The organism is Streptomyces sp. NPDC059582 (assembly GCF_042735715.1).
Lineage (GTDB): Bacteria > Actinomycetota > Actinomycetes > Streptomycetales > Streptomycetaceae > Streptomyces.
Map to the genome: position 1 here is coordinate 1 of NZ_JBHWCC010000056.1, position 17113 is coordinate 17113.

A 17113-nucleotide genomic window follows, 5' to 3' on the forward strand; every position below is an offset into this window, starting at 1 on the left:
GATCGTCACGGCCCGGGCGCCCTCGTCGTGTTCCCGCCGTCCCGTGACGATCAGCGCCGGTGCGCCAGCGACAGCGTCCGCTGGGCCGTCGCCACCACCGCCAGGTCGATGAACGTCCCGTCCGGCAGCGCCTGGGCGCCCTGTTCCCGCGCGGCCGCCTTCACCACCGCCTCCGCCCGTTCGAGTTCCTCCTGGGTGGGGAGGTAGGCGCGCTCGATGACCGGGAGCTGGCGCGGGTGGATGGCCGCGCGGCCCAGGAAGCCGAGGGCGCGCCCATGGGCGCAGGTCGCGGTCAGACCGTCCAGGTCCCGGATGTCCGGGTGCACCGACTGGGGCGGCGGCGGCAGGCCCGCCGCCCGCGCGGCGACGATCACCCGGGCGCGGCACCAGTCGAGGCCCGCGTCACCCCGTACGCCCAGGTCGGCCCGTAGGTCCGCCTCGCCGAGGGAGACACCGCGCAGGGCCGGGTGGGCACTGGCGATCTCGTAGGCGTGTTCGATGCCCAGGGCCGTCTCCAGCAGGGCGTGCAGCGGCGGAGCACCGCCGCCGGCCCGGGCCGTACGGTCCGCGATGCCGGTGACCTGCTCCGGCGAGGTCACCTTCGGCAGCCGCAGACCGGTCACCCCCGGCAGCGCGGCCACCGCTCCCAGGTCGGCCGCGGCCAGCGGGCCGTCCAGGGCGTTGATCCGGACGTGGACCGGGACCGGCTGCGGGTCGGCGAGCAGCTCGGCGGTGGCCGCGCGGGCGTACTCCTTGCGGTCCGGCGCGACCGCGTCCTCCAGGTCGACCACGACGATGTCGGCGCCCGAGGCGAGGGCCTTGGCGACCACCCGCGGACGGTCGCCGGGGACGTAGAGCCAGGTGAGGGGGGTCGCGGTCATACGGCGCCCTCCTCGCGCAGGGCCGCGAGCCGGGACGGGGACAGGCCCAGCTCGGTCAGCACCGCCTCCGTGTCCGCGCCGTGCGGGCGGCCCGCCCAGCGGATCGCGCCGGGGGTGGCGGAGAGCCGGAAGAGGACGTTCTGCATGCGCAGGGGGCCCAGCTCGGGGTCGTCGACGGTGGTGATGGTGTCGAGGGCCGCGTACTGGGGGTCCGTCATCACGTCCCGTACGTCCTGGATCGGGGCGACCGCGGCCTCCGCCTTGTCGAAGGCCAGCAGGACCTCCTCCCGGGAGCGCTCGGCGATCCAGGAGCCGACCGCCTCGTCGAGGACGTCGGCGTGCCGGGCCCGGTCGGCGCCGGTCGCGAACCACGGTTCGTCGATCAGCTCCGGGCGGCCGACCAGGTGCATCAGCCGTTCGGCGATCGACTGGGCGGAGGTGGAGACGGCGACCCAGGTGCCGTCCGCCGTGCGGTAGGTACCGCGCGGGGCGTTGTTCTGGGAGCGGTTGCCGGTGCGCGGCTGGACATGGCCGAGCTGGTCGTACCAGAGGGGCTGCGGGCCGAGGACCGTCAGGATCGGCTCGATGATCGCCATGTCGACGACCTGCCCCTCACCCGTACGGTCCCGGGCGGCCAGCGCCGTCATCACCGCGTACGCCGTGGCCAGTCCGGCGATCGAGTCGGCCAGGCCGAACGGGGGCAGGGTCGGGGGTGCGTCCGGTTCGCCGGTGATCGCGGCGAAGCCGCTCATCGCCTCGGCGAGGGTGCCGAAGCCGGGGCGATGGGCGTAGGGGCCGAACTGGCCGAAGCCGGTGACCCGGGTGAGGATCAGGCGGGGGTTGGTCGCAGACAGCTCCTCCCAGCCCAGATCCCACTTCTCCAGCGTGCCGGGACGGAAGTTCTCGATGATCACGTCGGCCGTGGCGGCGAGGCGGAGCAGGGTCGCGCGGCCGCCGCGCTTCGACAGGTCGAGGGTGATCGTGCGCTTGTTACGGGCGAGCAGCTTCCACCACAGGCCCACGCCGTCCTTCGACGGGCCGTGGCCCCGGGACGGGTCGGGCTTGGTCGGGTGTTCGACCTTGACGACCTCCGCGCCGAAGTCGCCGAGCATGGTGGCGGCGATGGGCCCGGCGAAGAGGGTCGCGAGGTCGAGGACGCGCAGGCCGGTCAGCGGGGCGTCGGTCATGAGCCGTACCGTGCCTGGATCTCGGCGCGGTACGGCATCGACGCCGACGCCCCTTCCCGCTGCACGGACAGCGCGGCGGCCGCGGCCGCCCACACCAGGGCCTCCCGTACGGGCCGCGCCTCGCCGAGGGCCGTCGCGAGCGCGCCGACGAAGGTGTCGCCCGCTCCGGTCGAGTCCACGGCGGTCACCCGCGGCGCGGGGACGGTCAGCGGTTCGGCGCCCCGGGCCGCGTACAGGCTGCCCGCCGCGCCCAGCGTGACGACCACCTCCGGCACCTGGTCGAGCAGGGCGGCGGCCGCCTCACGCGGGTCGGTGCGGCCGGTGAGGGCGGCGGCCTCGTGCTCGTTGGGCACCAACAGGTCTGTGGCGGCGAGGAGTTCGGGCGGGAGCGGCTGGGCGGGGGCGGGGGTGAGGATGGTCCGTACGCCGTGGGCGCGGGCGGTGCGCGCTCCCGCGAGGACGGTCCGCAGCGGGATCTCCAGCTGGAGCAGCAGCGCGTCGGCGGAGGCGATCACGCCCTCGTCGCCGGGGGTGAGGCGGTCCACGGTGCCGTTCGCGCCGGGGACCACGACGATCGCGTTGCCGCCCTCGTCGTCGACGACGATGTGCGCGGTGCCGGAGGGGCCCTCGGTGGTGCGCAGCGTGCCGGTGTCGACGCCGGAGCGTTCCAGGGTGGAGCGCAGCCGGGTGCCGAAGGAGTCGTTGCCGACCGCCCCGATCATCGACACGGTGGCTCCGGCGCGGGCGGCGGCGACCGCCTGGTTGGCGCCCTTGCCGCCGGGGATCGTACGGAACTCCCGGCCGGTCACGGTCTCCCCGCGCTGCGGGGCCTTCTCTACGTAGGCGACGAGGTCCATGTTCGTGCTGCCGAGCACGACGATGTGGGTCATGGGCGAGATGCCTCCACATGGGCGAAGTGGGCCAGGGTGTCGAAGCCGGTGCCGTCGAAGTCGGCGACGGAGGTGGCGAGGCGGTTCTTGAGGGGGGTGATCCAGCGCTCGGGCAGGCGCGCGGGCGTGCCCGCGAGGAGGCCGGCGACGCTGCCGGCGGTCGCGCCGTTGGAGTCGGTGTCCCAGCCGCCGGAGACGGCACGGCAGACGGAGCCGGAGAAGTCGCCGTCCGCGTGGGTGAGGGCGGCGGCGATGAGGGCCGTGTTGGGGATGGCGTGGACCCAGTGGTAAGTGGGGGAGTACAGGGCGTGGAGTTCGTCCACGACCGTGTCGAAGTCCGGCTGCTCCCGGGCCAGCCGGACGGCGTGGGTGATCGCCGCCGCGAGGCGGGAGCGGGGCGGGACGACCGCCAGGCCGGCGCGCAGGCAGGCGTGGATGTCGACCCCGCTCGTACCGGTATCGACAGCGGCGTCGCCGGAGGCGGTCGCGATGACGGCCGCCGTGAACATCGCCGCGTAGACGCCGTTGGCGGTGTGGGTGAGCGTGGCGTCGCGGTGGGCCTGCTCGGCGGCGGCCCCGGGGTCGCCGGGGTTGGTCCAGCCGTGGACGTCGGCGCGGATCAGCGCGCCGATCCATTCGCGGAAGGGGTTGCGGTGGCGGGCGGTGTGCGGAGGTTCGATGCCGCTGAGCAGGTTGCGGTAGGCGACGCGTTCGGCGGTGAAGGTGCGGCCGGCGGGGAGTTCGTCCAGCCAGACGGCGGCCACGTCGGCGGTGGTGAAGGCCCTGCCGTGGCGGCGCAGCAGAAGCAGGTTGAGCAGGGGGTAGTTGAGGTCGTCGTCCTCGGGCATGCCGTCGATGTTCTCGGCCAGCGAGGTGGGGGCCGAGCGGCGGTTCCAGGGGTGGGCGCGCAGGAGTTCCTCGGGAACGCCCCTGGCGGTGAACCAGGTGGTCAGGGGCCAGTTGCCGGTGGACCGGGCGAGTCGGCGGATGGCACTGAGGGAGAGTTTCTCGACGGGTTTGCCCAGGAGACAGCCGGCCGCCCGGCCCAGCCAGGCAGCTTCCAGGCGGAGCGGGTCGCACCCGGCCCGCGGGCGGCCGTGGGCGGGCGGCGCGGGTGGCGTGGGCCAGTCCGGACAGCTCGCCCTGATCCGCGCCAGGTCGGTCGGTTCCTCGTCCGCCAGCCGGCTCGGCAGGTCGGCCAGTTCGTCCAGCAGGTCCCGCGCCAGCGTCCGCAGATAGCGCGACGCGGGCTGCGCCGACGCTCCCGCTCGCAGGGGTGCCTCGTGGCCGCCCGCCACCTGCCACCGGTCCGCGATCGCCGAGGGTTCACGTCCGTCCTGGGCGGCCTGGCGCAGCTCGTGCCCCACCAGGTCCTCCGGCTGGACCCAGGTCAGCCGGAGCACCTCGGGCCTCCGATCGTGGTGAAGGCCGCCTCGTGGGCCCGACGGCGCCCTACGTCCCGGGCGAAGATCTCCCGGGTCACCTCGGTGAGGGTGCGGGCCGGTTCCCACAGGTCCAGGCGGCTGGCGTCCGCGACCGTCTTCGACCAGTCCTCGGGCACGGGGGAGCCGAGGGCTCCCGCCAGCGCGCCCGCCATCGTCGCGATCGAGTCGCAGTCGCGGCCGTAGTTCACCGAGCCGAGGACCGACCCGCGGTAGTCGCCGGCCGACAGCAGCAGCATGCCCAGGGCGACGGGGAGCTCCTCGATCGCGTGCAGCCGGGACGGGCGGCGGGCGCCCAGGGACGGGGCCTGGTAGTCGGCGCCCACGGTGTCGAACGGGGCCACCGCCGCCCGGAGCGGCACGAGCGCCGACTCGAACTCCGTGTACCGGGCGGCCGTCTCGCAGACCGCCTCGATCGCCGCGCGCGTGCCGTCCTTCGCCAGGCCGAGGCAGGCGGTCACGACCGAGTCCGGGGTCGCGCCCGGGGCGGTCGCCGCCGCCACGGCCGCCGCGAAGACGCCCGCCGCCTCACGCCCGTACGACGACTGGTGCGGGCCGGCGATGTCCAGCGCCTCCGCGTACGCGGCCGCCGGGTTGGCCGCGTTGATGAGGCCGACCGGCGCCATGTACATCGCCGCACCGCAGTTGACGATGTTGCCGACGCCCGCCTCCCGGGGGTCGACGTGGCCGTAGTGCAGCCGCGCCACCAGCCACTTCTCCGCCAGGAACACCCGCTGGAGCGGCAGCGCCTCCGCCTCCAGCTCCGGGATCCACCGGGGGTTGGTCATCAGGTCCGGGACCAGGTGCTCGGCGATCGCGTACGCGTCCAGGTGGTCGCGGACCGTGGCGTAGACCCGGATCAGCGCATGGGTCATCAGGGTGTCGTCGGTGACGTGGCCGTCGCCCTTGTGGTACGGGGCGATGGGGCGGGCGGTGCGCCACGCGTCACCGTTCCAGGGGCCGACGACGCCGTGCACGCGGCCGCCGTGGCGTTCGAGGATCTGGTAGGGGGAGTAGCCCTCCACGGGGCCGCCGAGGGCGTCGCCGACAGCGGCTCCGACGAGGGCCGCGGTGATCCGCTCGTCGAGGGCCGCCGCGTGACTTTGTTCTCCTTTGGGCGTCATGCCCCGAATCATCCCCCCGCTGGGGCCGGTTGTGCGGCTTCCAGGAGCTCGGCGAGTTCCACCAGGTCGGTGCCGGTGAGACGGGGCAGGGCACAGCCGGAGAGGGTGCGGCAGGTGTCGCGCCAGGACGCGGGGATGGCCGCGCCGCCGCCCAGCGCGCCGGTCAGGGCGCCTGCCAGGGCCGGGGCGGAGTCCGCGACGCGGGACAGACAGGCCGCCGCGGGGACGGCCTCCGCGATCCGGCCGTGCGCCGCGACGGCCAGGGCCAGGGCGACCGGGACCGTCTCGGCGGCGGCGATGCCGTAGCTGTAGACGTGGTCGACGATCTGGTGTTCGAGCAGGGGGATCAGGGCGAAGGCGCTCTCGGCGTCGTGCGCGAGGCTCAGCGCGTGCCGGGCGTTGCGGCCGATCTCGGTCTCCTCGGGGAGTTCGGCCAGGGCCGCCGCCACACAGGACTCCACTCCCGCGCCGGAGAGCGCGAGGGCGAGGGCCGCCGCCATCGCGCGGGCGCCGTGCACGCCGTCGCCGTCCTGGGTGTAGCGGGCGTCGAACTCGGCCAGTGCGGCGGCGAGCCGGGCGTCACCCGGGTGGGCCACGGCGAGCACACAGGCCCGTACGCAGGCCGCGTCGTCGAAGTAGTGCGGGTTGTCGTGGCCGGTGGCGGGCGGTCGCAGACCGGCGGCGAGGTTGCCGAGTCCGGCCCGCACGGAGATGCGGGCGCGCAGCGGGAGCACCGCCGACTCGATCTCCGGGGCGCGCTCGGCCGCCGCCGCGACCTCGCTCGCCACGGCGTTCCAGGTCAGGTCGATCGCGGCCCGTGTCCGGCGCTCCCGGCTGAGGTCGCCCAGGACGCTGTCGTCCCCGGCGCGCAGCACCGCCTCGGCCGCGAACACCGCCCACTCGGCGTCGTCGGAGGGGCCCAGGCACAGTGGCTCCGGCGGCTGGTTGAGGGCGATGGGGACGGGCAGCGTGGTCGTCGCGTTCTGCTCGGCGAAGGTGTCCAGCTCGCGGGTGAGCCGGCGGGTCCACTCCGGCATCCGGGCCGCGCGGTGCCGTGCGGCGGGCCAGCCGGCCGCGTCACCTGCGGCGAGCCCGAGGAGCAGGCCCTCGATACGCCGGGGGCGGGTGTCGGCGACGGCGACGGCGGTGAGCGTGACCGCGTCCGGCGCGGTGCAGGCGTCGGCGGCGCTCGCCGTCGCGGCCCGCGCGTCGGCGCCGTCGTCCCACGGCCCCGGCGGCGTCACGACCACACCTGCGCCTGGCCGGCGCCCGGAGCGGCGGCGAGGGCCACCGGCGGGGTGAAAGTGCCCGGGGTCGCTTCGGGGGCGGCGGTGCCCGGGGCCGGTGTGGGCGGGGTGCGGGTGCCCGGGGTCGCTGCCGGGGCGGCGCTGCTCGGGCCCGGGGCCGGTGTCGGCGTGGCGTCGCCCGGTGCCGGCATGGCGGCGACGGGACTTGGTGTCGGCATGCTGTCGCCCGGGGCCGCCACTGGTGAGGAGAAGTGGCCTGGCGTCGCCACCGGCGAGGTCTGGTTGCCCGGGCCCGCCATTGGTGAGGTGAAGTGGCCTGGCGTCGCCTCCGGCGAGGCCAGGCCGCCCGGTGTGGCGACCGGCGAGGTCTGGTTGCCCGGGGCCGCCGCCGGCGAGGTCTGGTTGCCCGGGGTCGTCGCCGGCGAGGCCAGGCCGCCCGGCGTCGCGACCGGCGAGGTCTGGTTGCCCGGCGTCGCGACCGGCGAGGTCTGGTTGCCCGGCGCCGCCGCCGGCGAGGTCAGGACGCCTGGGGCCGCGACCGGCGAGGTCTGGTTGCCCGGGGTCGCGACCGGCGAGGTCAGGCTGCCCGCGGCCGCCACCGGTGAGGTCAGGTAGCCCGGCGTCGGTGTCGTCGCCGTCGGCATGGCGTTGCTCGGGCTCGGCGTGCGCCGGACCTCCCGCCGTACGGGATCGTCGGCGGGTCTCGGACGGCGTACCGGATCCGCCGGAGCTTCCCCGGGGCCCGGACTCGCCGTGCCCCACTTCCCGCCCTCGCTCGCGGTGAGCAGTTCCGCCACGTCCAGGACGTGGTGCCCGGCCATCGACGGCAGGCAGCTTCCGCGGGCCGGGCCGATCGCCGCCGCCCACTCCGCCGGGATGGCGGACGCGCCCTGGCTCGCGCCCGCGAGCGCGCCCGCCACGGCGGCCGTGGTGTCGGCGTCGCGGCCCATGTTGACCGCGGTCAGGACGGCGTCCCGGAACTCGCCGTCGGCCGCCGCGTACGCGCCGAAGGCCAGGGCCACCGCCTCGGGAGCCAGGTCGGTCCACGGGTAGCCGCCGATCACGACGGCGGAGCGGACCGCGCGTTCGCCCCGGTGGGCCACGGCCACGGCGCGGCGCAGGGAACGGGCCGTCCAGGAGTCGTCGGGGACGACGGCGAGGGCCGCGGCGACGATGGAGATCGGCGGGGCGCCCGCCATGGCCGCGGCGACCCCGGCCGCTACCGCCTGGCCGCCGTAGATGCCCTCGCCGTCGTGGCTGACCGAGCCGTCGATCGCCACCAGCCGGGCCGCCTCGGCGGGACGCCCCGCGGCGAACACCCCGAAGGGTGCCGCCCGCATCGCCAGGCCGTCGCTCCAGGCGTGGCGGTGCTGGGCGGAGATGGGGGCGGCGAGGCCGCGGCGGAGGTTCTCCAGCGTGCCGCGCTCGCTGAAGCCCGCGCCCCGGAAGGGGCCCTCGTGCCGGTCGGCGATCCACTCGTGCCAGGCCGCCTCCACGTGGGCCGGGGTGAGCGCGGAGCCGTGCCGGGCCAGCAGCAGACCGGAGAAGATCGCGTACTCGGTGTCGTCCGTACCGGCCGGCTTCTCGGAGACATAGCCCTTGATGCGGCCCCAGCGGGCGCGGATCTCGGACGGCTTCATGTTCTCGGCCGGTGCGCCGAGAGCGTCGCCGACGGCCAGACCCAGCAGTGCCCCGCGGGCCCGGTCGCGCAGTTCGGCGGCGTCGCCGGGTGCCGGGACCGGGGGAATGCAGGCGGTCGATGCCATACGCGGCCTCTCCTCCGGGGGCTCCGACCAGGGCGCGGAACCCTTTGCGGATGTGTCCCACCGGAGTGGTCAGGCAGAGCATCGGGGGCCCCAGCATCACCCGGTCGACATCTGTGCATAGCTCTACACGGATGAGCGTAAGACGGTAAAGCCGCAGGTTAGCCCAGCCTCTCCTTGCTGGCGGGCGGGAAAACGGTGATCTAGAGTCGGTGTTGTAAAAAAGTAGAACCTTTCTAAAGTTAGCTTTGCCTACGCTTTCCTGGGGGAACTCCATGGCCATCATCGACACCGAGGCGACGCTGCACGAGGCGCACCGCGACAACCACACGCACCGGGACGTGAACGGCGGCTGGCTGCGCCCCGCCGTGTTCGGCGCGATGGACGGTCTGGTCTCCAACCTGGCGCTGATGACCGGAGTCGCGGGTGGTGCCGTGGACCGGCACACCATCGTGCTGACCGGGCTCGCCGGCCTGGCCGCCGGCGCCTTCTCCATGGCGGCCGGCGAGTACACCTCCGTGGCCTCGCAGCGCGAGCTGGTCGAGGCCGAGCTGGACGTCGAGCGGCGGGAGCTGCGCAAGCACCCGCAGGACGAGGAGGCCGAGCTCGCGGCGCTCTACCGGTCGCGCGGCGTCGAACCGCGACTGGCCCGGGAGGTGGCCCGGCAGCTCTCGCGCGACCCGGAGCAGGCGCTGGAGATACATGCCCGCGAGGAGCTGGGCATCGACCCCGGCGATCTGCCGTCGCCGCGGGTCGCCGCCGTGTCGAGCTTCGGCTCCTTCGCGCTGGGCGCGCTGCTGCCCCTGCTGCCGTACCTGCTCGGCGCCACCGTGCTGTGGCCCGCGGTGCTGCTCGCCCTGTTCGGGCTCTTCGCCTGCGGTGCCGTGGTGGCGAGGGTGACCGCGCGGACCTGGTGGTACAGCGGGCTGCGGCAGCTCGCGCTGGGCGGCGCGGCGGCCGGTGTGACGTACGCCCTGGGCAGTCTCTTCGGGACGGCCGTAGGATAGTCCGAATGGAACTTATGCGAGGGACCGCATAAGTAACCGTTACTCGCTGGTTTCGAACGCTTAACCACTGGGCATGAGCCGTAAGCGTCACAGGCAACGAAGCCCGTGGTGCGCCGGCGGGGCGGGCGACGACGCTCTCTTCGCCCCCCTGGGTCGACGGACACCGATCTGTCCGCGGCCACCACACACTTTTGGCCACCTCGCGTGGTACCCCCGCCGCACCCCATGGCGTCCGCATGCTGGAACGGAGTATCCGGTTCCCGAGAACCGTTCCATCATGTAACCTGCACGAAATTTTGCACCCCCGCAGAGGGCCAGCGTCGTCCCTCGGTACCTGCATATGCCACTTGACGACGACGGGAGAGCCGATGCGTACGCCGCGCCAGCCGTCCCAGCACTCCACGAATGGCCAGCACTGGTCTTTCATGGATGCTCGCCCTGCTGCCCAGGGTATGTACGACCCCCGCAACGAGCACGACGCCTGTGGCGTCGGCTTCGTGGCCACCCTCACCGGCGAGGCGAGCCACGCGCTGGTCGAGCAGGCGCTCACGGTTCTGCGTAACCTCGAGCACCGCGGCGCCACCGGCTCCGAGCCCGACTCCGGCGACGGCGCGGGCATCCTCTCCCAGGTTCCGGACGCCTTCTTCCGCGAGGTGACCGACTTCGAGCTGCCCGTCGCCGGCGGATACGCCGTCGGTATCGCGTTCCTGCCCGAGGACGGCACCCAGGACGCCGTCTCACGGATCGAGACGATCGCCGGCGAGGAGGGCCTGACCGTCCTCGGCTGGCGCGAGGTCCCCGTCGCCCCCGAGCTGCTGGGCGCCACCGCCCGCTCGACGATGCCCGCGTTCCGGCAGATCTTCGTCACCGACGGCGCCAGTGAGGGCATCGCCCTCGACCGCAAGGCCTTCGTGCTGCGCAAGCGCGCCGAGCGTGAGGCGGGCGTGTACTTCCCGTCCCTCTCCGCCCGCACGATCGTCTACAAGGGCATGCTGACCACCGGCCAGCTCGAGCCCTTCTTCCCGGACCTGTCCGACCGCCGCTTCGGCTCCGCGATCGCGCTCGTCCACTCGCGCTTCTCCACGAACACCTTCCCGTCGTGGCCCCTCGCGCACCCGTACCGCTTCGTCGCGCACAACGGTGAGATCAACACCGTCAAGGGCAACCGCAACTGGATGCAGGCCCGCGAGTCACAGCTCGTCTCCGACCTGTTCGGCTCCGCCGACGGGCACGGCGGCGGCAAGGGCCTCGACCGCGTCTTCCCGATCTGCACGCCGGACGCCTCCGACTCGGCGTCCTTCGACGAGGTGCTCGAACTCCTGCACCTGGGCGGCCGCTCGCTGCCGCACTCCGTGCTGATGATGATCCCGGAGGCGTGGGAGAACCACGACTCCATGGACCCGGCCCGGCGCGCCTTCTACCAGTTCCACTCCACGATGATGGAGCCCTGGGACGGCCCGGCCTGCGTCACCTTCACCGACGGCACCCAGGTCGGCGCGGTCCTCGACCGCAACGGACTGCGCCCCGGCCGCTACTGGGTCACCGACGACGGTCTCGTCGTGCTCGGCTCCGAGGTCGGCGTCCTCGACATCGACCCCGCCAAGGTCGTCCGCAAGGGCCGCCTCCAGCCCGGCAGGATGTTCCTCGTCGACACCGCCGAGCACCGCATCATCGAGGACGACGAGATCAAGGCCGGCCTCGCCGCCGAGAAGCCCTACGCGGAGTGGCTGGAGGCCGGCGAGATCGAGCTCTCCGACCTGCCCGAGCGCGAGCACATTGTGCACACCCACGCCTCGGTCACCCGCCGCCAGCAGACCTTCGGCTACACCGAGGAGGAGCTGCGCGTCATCCTGGCGCCGATGGCCAAGGCCGGTGCCGAGCCGATCGGTTCGATGGGCACCGACTCGCCGATCGCCGCGCTGTCCGCCCGCCCGCGGCTGCTCTTCGACTACTTCACCCAGCTGTTCGCGCAGGTCACCAACCCGCCGCTGGACGCGATCCGCGAAGAGCTCGTGACCTCGCTGCGGTCGTCCCTGGGCCCCGCGAGCAACCTGCTGGAGCCGACCGCCGCCTCGTGCCGCTCGGTCACCCTGCCCTTCCCGGTGATCGACAACGACGAGCTGGCCAAGCTCATCCACGTCAACGCCGACGGCGACATGCCGGGCTTCAAGGCCGCGACCCTCTCCGGCCTGTACCGGGTGCACGGCGGCGGCGACGCCCTCGCCGCGCGCATCGACGAGATCTGCGCCGAGGCCGACGCGGCCATCGAGAACGGCGCCCGGCTGATCGTCCTGTCCGACCGTCACTCCGACGCCGAGCACGCGCCGATCCCCTCGCTCCTGCTCACCGCGGCCGTCCACCACCACCTCATCCGCACCAAGCAGCGCACCCAGGTGGGTCTGCTGGTCGAGGCCGGTGACGTCCGCGAGGTCCACCACGTCGCCCTGCTCATCGGCTTCGGCGCCGCGGCCGTGAACCCGTACCTGGCGATGGAGTCGGTCGAGGACCTGGTCCGCGCCGGCACGTTCCTGTCGGACATCGAGGCCGAGCAGGCCATCCGCAACCTGATCTACGCCCTCGGCAAGGGCGTCCTGAAGGTCATGTCCAAGATGGGCATCTCCACCGTCGCCTCCTACCGCGGCGCCCAGGTCTTCGAGGCCGTCGGCCTCGACACCGCCTTCGTCGCCAAGTACTTCAACGGCACGGCCACCAAGATCGGCGGTGTCGGCATCGACGTCGTCGCCAAGGAGGTCGCCGCCCGGCACGCCAAGGCGTACCCGGCCAGCGGCATCGCGCCGGCCCACCGGGCCCTGGACATAGGCGGCGAGTACCAGTGGCGCCGCGAGGGCGAACCGCACCTGTTCGACCCGGAGACGATCTTCCGCCTCCAGCACTCCACGCGCACGGCCCGCTACGACATCTTCAAGAAGTACACGGAGCGCGTGAACGAACAGTCCGAGCGGCTGATGACGCTGCGCGGTCTGTTCGGCTTCACCTCCGACCGCGCGTCGATCCCCCTCGACGAGGTCGAGCCGGTCAGCGAGATCGTCAAGCGCTTCTCCACGGGCGCCATGTCGTACGGCTCCATCTCCAAGGAGGCGCACGAGACCCTCGCCATCGCCATGAACCAGCTGGGCGGCAAGTCCAACACCGGTGAGGGCGGCGAGGACTCGGACCGGCTGTACGACCCGGCCCGCCGGTCCAGCATCAAGCAGGTCGCCTCCGGCCGCTTCGGTGTCACCTCCGAGTACCTCGTCAACGCCGACGACATCCAGATCAAGATGGCCCAGGGTGCCAAGCCCGGCGAGGGCGGCCAACTGCCCGGCCACAAGGTCTACCCGTGGGTGGCCAAGACCCGGCACAGCACCCCCGGCGTCGGCCTGATCTCCCCGCCGCCGCACCACGACATCTACTCCATCGAGGACCTGGCCCAGCTGATCCACGACCTGAAGAACGCGAACCCGCAGGCGCGGATCCACGTGAAGCTGGTCTCGGAGGTCGGCGTCGGCACGGTCGCCGCGGGTGTCTCGAAGGCCCACGCGGACGTCGTCCTCATCTCCGGCCACGACGGCGGCACCGGCGCCTCCCCGCTGACGTCGCTGAAGCACGCGGGCGGTCCCTGGGAGCTCGGCCTCGCCGAGACCCAGCAGACGCTGCTGCTCAACGGGCTGCGGGACCGGATCGTCGTCCAGACGGACGGCCAGCTGAAGACCGGCCGTGACGTCGTCATCGCCGCCCTGCTGGGCGCCGAGGAGTTCGGTTTCGCGACCGCTCCGCTCGTCGTCTCCGGCTGCATCATGATGCGCGTCTGCCACCTGGACACCTGCCCGGTCGGCATCGCCACGCAGAACCCGGAGCTGCGCGAGAGGTTCGCCGGCAAGGCCGAGCACGTCGTGAACTTCTTCCGGTTCATCGCCGAGGAGGTCCGCGAGATCCTCGCCGAGCTGGGCTTCCGCTCCATCGAGGAGGCCGTCGGGCACGCCGAGACGCTCGACGTCACCCGTGCCGTCGACCACTGGAAGGCCCAGGGCCTGGACCTGGCCCCGCTGTTCTACGTACCCGAGCTGCCCGAGGGCGCGGCGCGGCACCAGGTCGTCGCGCAGGACCACGGCCTGGAGAAGGCGCTCGACAACGAGCTGATCAAGCTCGCCGCCGACGCGCTGGCCGCGAACTCCGCGACCGACGCCCAGCCGGTGCGCGCCCAGGTCGCGATCCGCAACATCAACCGCACGGTCGGCACCATGCTCGGCCACGAGGTGACGAAGAAGTTCGGCGGCGCAGGTCTGCCCGAGGACACGATCGACATCACCTTCACCGGTTCGGCGGGCCAGTCCTTCGGCGCCTTCCTGCCGCGCGGTGTCACGCTGCGCCTGGAGGGCGACGCCAACGACTACGTCGGCAAGGGCCTCTCCGGCGGCCGGGTCGTCGTCCGCCCGGACCGGGGCGCCGACCACCTCGCCGAGTACTCGACGATCGCGGGCAACACCATCGCCTACGGCGCGACCGGCGGCGAGCTGTTCCTGCGCGGCCGTACGGGCGAGCGGTTCTGCGTCCGCAACTCCGGCGCGACGGTCGTGTCCGAGGGCGTGGGCGACCACGGCTGCGAGTACATGACCGGCGGCCGGGCGGTGGTCCTCGGCGAGACCGGCCGCAACTTCGCGGCCGGCATGTCCGGTGGTATCGCGTACGTCATCGACCTCGACCGCGACAACGTCAACGTCGGCAACGTCGGCGCCGTCGAGGAACTCGACGACACCGACAAGCAGTGGCTGCACGACGTGGTGCGCCGGCACGCCGAGGAGACCGGCTCGACGGTCGCCGAGAAGCTGATCGCCGAGTGGCCGGTGTCCGTGGAGCGCTTCAGCAAGATCATCCCCAGCACGTACAAGGCAGTGCTCGCCGCCAAGGACGCCGCCGAGCGAGACGGTCTGTCCGAGACCGAGATCACCGAGAAGATGATGGAGGCGGCGGTCAATGGCTGACCCGAAGGGCTTTCTCAACCACGGCCGCGAGGTCGCCAAGTCCCGTCCCGTCGACGTGCGCCTGAAGGACTGGAACGAGGTCTACGTCCCCGGCTCGCTGCTGCCGATCATCAGCAAGCAGGCCAGCCGCTGTATGGACTGCGGCATCCCGTTCTGTCACAACGGCTGTCCGCTCGGGAACCTGATCCCCGAGTGGAACGACTACGCCTACCGCGAGGACTGGGCCGCCGCCTCCGAGCGGCTGCACGCCACGAACAACTTCCCGGAGTTCACGGGCCGCCTGTGCCCCGCGCCCTGCGAGTCGGCGTGCGTGCTCGGCATCAACCAGTCGGCGGTCACCATCAAGAACGTCGAGGTCTCGATCATCGACAAGGCGTGGGAGACCGGTGACGTCGCCCCGCAGGCGCCGGAGCGGCTGTCCGGCAAGACGGTCGCGGTCATCGGCTCGGGCCCGGCGGGCCTGGCCGCCGCCCAGCAGCTCACCCGGGCCGGCCACACCGTCGCCGTGTACGAGCGCGCCGACCGCATCGGCGGCCTGCTGCGCTACGGCATCCCCGAGTTCAAGATGGAGAAGCGGCACATCAACCGCCGTATCGAGCAGATGCGCGCGGAGGGCACCCGCTTCCGTACCGGCGTCGAGGTCGGCCGCGACCTCAAGGCGACGGACCTGCGCAAGCGCTACGACGCGGTCGTCATCGCCGCCGGTGCCACCACCGCCCGTGACCTCCCGGTCCCCGGCCGTGAACTCGACGGCGTCCACCAGGCGATGGAGTACCTGCCCCTGTCCAACAAGGTCCAGGAGGGCGACTTCGTGGCCCCGCCGATCTCGGCCGAGGGCAAGCACGTCGTGGTCATCGGCGGTGGCGACACCGGCGCCGACTGCGTGGGCACCGCGCACCGCCAGGGCGCGGCCTCCGTCACGCAGCTGGAGATCATGCCCCGCCCGGGCGAGGAGCGGAACCCGGTCGCCCAGCCGTGGCCGACCTTCCCCATGCTGTACAAGGTCACCTCCGCGCACGAGGAGGGCGGCGAGCGCGTCTACTCCGTCTCGACCACCCACTTCGAGGGCGACGAGGACGGCAACGTCCAGTGGCTGCATCTCGCCGAGGTGGAGTTCGTCGACGGCAAGCTGACCCAGAAGCCGGGCACGGAGCGCAGGATCCCCGCCCAGCTGGTGACGCTGGCGATGGGCTTCACGGGCACGGACCGCGAGAACGGCATGGTCGAGCAGTTCGGCCTGGACCTCGACGAGCGCGGCAACGTCGCCCGTGACGCCGACTTCCAGACCAACGTGCCGGGCGTGTTCGTCGCCGGTGACGCCGGCCGCGGCCAGTCCCTCATCGTGTGGGCGATCGCGGAGGGCCGCTCCGCGGCGAAGGGCGTCGACCGCTTCCTGACCGGGGCCAGCGACCTGCCGGCCCCGATCCGCCCGACGGACCGGTCCCTGATGGTCTGACGGTCCCCCACATACGTCCCGTACAAAGGCGTACGGAACACAGACGGCGCCTGCCCGACTCCCCGACCGGACGAATGGGCAGGCGCCGCCGCATGTCCGCGACGGTTCCCCGCCGCCTCAGACCGCTCCCGTCAGCTCGCCGACCTTCCCCCACACCGCCAGCACCAGCACCAGGAGCAGCGCCGCACACACCCCCGCCTGGATCAGCGAGCGCCGCCCGTCCCGGGGCGCGTACGCGTAGGCCAGTGTCACCACGCCGCCCGCCAGCAGGCCGCCGAGGTGGGCCTGCCAGGAGGCGAAGAAGGAGGAGATCACCAGCCACAGCAGCAGGCCCGTCATGAAGCGGTTGACGGTATTCATGTCGGCGCCCAGCCGGCGGGCCATGACGTAGTAGGCGGCGCCCAGGCCGAAGATCGCGCCGGACGCGCCGACGGTGACGTCGTCCGGCGCGATCAGCAGCACCAGGACCGAGCCGCCGAGTGCCGACAGCAGGTACAGGGCGAGGTAGCGGACGCGGCCCAGCTGCCCTTCCACCACCCGGCCCAGGTTCCACAGCGACGCCATGTTCATCACGATGTGCAGTAGCCCGAACGAGCCGTCGGTGACCGGGATGTGGAGGAACGCGCCGGTCAGCAGCCGATACCACTCCCCGCCCGCGAGACCCTCCGGGTGGAGCTCCGCGGGGTAGGGGTTCTGCCACACGTAGTGCGTGCCGTCCGGGCCCTGGAGCCCCGCGCCCAGCATCCCGAACCGGTCCACGAACTCCGGGCGCACCAGCTCGCCCAGGTAGAACAGGACGTTGAGCCCGATCAGGACGTACGTCACCAGCGGCACGGCCGTGATGCGGCCGCCGAAGACCGTGCGGGCCTGGCGCACCGAACGGGCACCCTCCTTGACGCACTCCACGCACTGGTGGCCGACGGCGGCCTCGCGCATGCAGTTCGGGCAGATGTACCGGTCGCAGCGGGTGCAGCGGACGTGGGACTCCATCTTGGGGTGGCGGTAGCAGGTGGTGACGGTGGACTCGGGCTCCACGGCCGGCTCCTCGGAGGAAGGGTGGGAAGTACGTCGAAGGACACGAGCCGGTGGGGTCGGCGGCGAACAAAATATCGAACGCGGGTGGACGCGCCGAGG

At 73.0% G+C, this 17113-nt stretch carries 11 protein-coding genes; 3 read left to right on the forward strand and 8 right to left on the reverse strand.

The genetic code is table 11. The features are described 5' to 3' along the window. Nucleotides 1-50: 50 nt before the first annotated feature. Genes ACFV0T_RS34225 through ACFV0T_RS34255 form a run of 7 tightly spaced genes read right to left on the reverse strand, consistent with a single transcriptional unit; the run spans nt 51 to nt 8537 of the window. The gene (locus ACFV0T_RS34225) at nt 51-881 is read right to left on the reverse strand and encodes an HpcH/HpaI aldolase/citrate lyase family protein (protein ID WP_385787971.1); all 831 of its coding nucleotides are present in this window, start codon (nt 879-881) and stop codon (nt 51-53) included. Beyond that, nucleotides 878-2068 carry a CaiB/BaiF CoA transferase family protein gene (locus ACFV0T_RS34230; protein WP_385787974.1) on the reverse strand — a complete coding sequence of 397 codons (1191 nt, stop codon included), beginning with the start codon at nt 2066-2068 and terminating at the stop codon, nt 878-880. The genes ACFV0T_RS34225 and ACFV0T_RS34230 overlap by 4 nt, the downstream gene beginning before the upstream one ends. Continuing rightward, on the reverse strand, nt 2065-2958 hold the full coding sequence (gene rbsK / locus ACFV0T_RS34235) for a ribokinase (protein WP_385787980.1): 894 nt from the start codon (nt 2956-2958) through the stop codon (nt 2065-2067). The genes ACFV0T_RS34230 and rbsK overlap by 4 nt, the downstream gene beginning before the upstream one ends. Then, complete coding sequence (locus tag ACFV0T_RS34240; RefSeq protein WP_385787983.1) at nt 2955-4361, reverse strand: ADP-ribosylglycohydrolase family protein; 1407 nt, start codon at nt 4359-4361, stop codon at nt 2955-2957. The genes rbsK and ACFV0T_RS34240 overlap by 4 nt, the downstream gene beginning before the upstream one ends. Beyond that, nucleotides 4349-5524 (reverse strand): ADP-ribosylglycohydrolase family protein, encoded by a 1176-nt coding sequence (locus tag ACFV0T_RS34245; RefSeq protein WP_385787986.1) that lies wholly within the window; start codon nt 5522-5524, stop codon nt 4349-4351. The genes ACFV0T_RS34240 and ACFV0T_RS34245 overlap by 13 nt, the downstream gene beginning before the upstream one ends. A gap of 8 nt (nt 5525-5532) precedes the next feature. Further along, nucleotides 5533-6768 (reverse strand): ADP-ribosylglycohydrolase family protein, encoded by a 1236-nt coding sequence (locus ACFV0T_RS34250; RefSeq protein WP_385787989.1) that lies wholly within the window; start codon nt 6766-6768, stop codon nt 5533-5535. Next, entirely contained in the window at nt 6765-8537 is a 1773-nt protein-coding gene (locus ACFV0T_RS34255) for an ADP-ribosylglycohydrolase family protein (protein WP_385787992.1), read from the reverse strand. Before ACFV0T_RS34255 ends, ACFV0T_RS34250 begins: the two co-directional genes overlap by 4 nt. A gap of 272 nt (nt 8538-8809) precedes the next feature. Between ACFV0T_RS34255 and ACFV0T_RS34260 the strand changes: the two genes are divergently transcribed. The 3 genes from ACFV0T_RS34260 to ACFV0T_RS34270 all read left to right on the forward strand — a co-directional run bounded on the left by ACFV0T_RS34260 (nt 8810) and on the right by ACFV0T_RS34270 (nt 15979). Further along, on the forward strand, nt 8810-9541 hold the full coding sequence (locus ACFV0T_RS34260) for a VIT1/CCC1 transporter family protein (RefSeq protein WP_385787995.1): 732 nt from the start codon (nt 8810-8812) through the stop codon (nt 9539-9541). 368 nt (nt 9542-9909) lie between these two features. After that, nucleotides 9910-14523, forward strand: a complete 4614-nt coding sequence (gltB, locus tag ACFV0T_RS34265) for a glutamate synthase large subunit (RefSeq protein ID WP_385787998.1) — start codon at nt 9910-9912, stop codon at nt 14521-14523. Continuing rightward, nucleotides 14516-15979, forward strand: a complete 1464-nt coding sequence (locus ACFV0T_RS34270; RefSeq protein WP_385788001.1) for a glutamate synthase subunit beta — start codon at nt 14516-14518, stop codon at nt 15977-15979. The genes gltB and ACFV0T_RS34270 overlap by 8 nt, the downstream gene beginning before the upstream one ends. A 117-nt stretch (nt 15980-16096) precedes the next feature. Here the strand turns inward: ACFV0T_RS34270 and ACFV0T_RS34275 are convergent, their stop codons facing one another. Then, a complete protein-coding gene (locus ACFV0T_RS34275) occupies nt 16097-17014 on the reverse strand; it encodes a rhomboid family intramembrane serine protease (RefSeq protein ID WP_385788004.1) in 918 nt (305 codons plus the stop codon). Nucleotides 17015-17113: the final 99 nt, after the last annotated feature.

Coding starts and splice junctions, on each gene's coding strand:
- ACFV0T_RS34225 (WP_385787971.1), bottom strand. CDS start 881: ATGACCGCGACCCCCCTCACCTGGCTCTACGTCCCCGGCGACCGTCCG.
- ACFV0T_RS34230 (WP_385787974.1), bottom strand. CDS start 2,068: ATGACCGACGCCCCGCTGACCGGCCTGCGCGTCCTCGACCTCGCGACC.
- rbsK (WP_385787980.1), bottom strand. CDS start 2,958: ATGACCCACATCGTCGTGCTCGGCAGCACGAACATGGACCTCGTCGCC.
- ACFV0T_RS34245 (WP_385787986.1), bottom strand. CDS start 5,524: ATGACGCCCAAAGGAGAACAAAGTCACGCGGCGGCCCTCGACGAGCGG.
- ACFV0T_RS34255 (WP_385787992.1), bottom strand. CDS start 8,537: ATGGCATCGACCGCCTGCATTCCCCCGGTCCCGGCACCCGGCGACGCC.
- ACFV0T_RS34260 (WP_385787995.1), top strand. CDS start 8,810: ATGGCCATCATCGACACCGAGGCGACGCTGCACGAGGCGCACCGCGAC.
- gltB (WP_385787998.1), top strand. CDS start 9,910: ATGCGTACGCCGCGCCAGCCGTCCCAGCACTCCACGAATGGCCAGCAC.
- ACFV0T_RS34270 (WP_385788001.1), top strand. CDS start 14,516: ATGGCTGACCCGAAGGGCTTTCTCAACCACGGCCGCGAGGTCGCCAAG.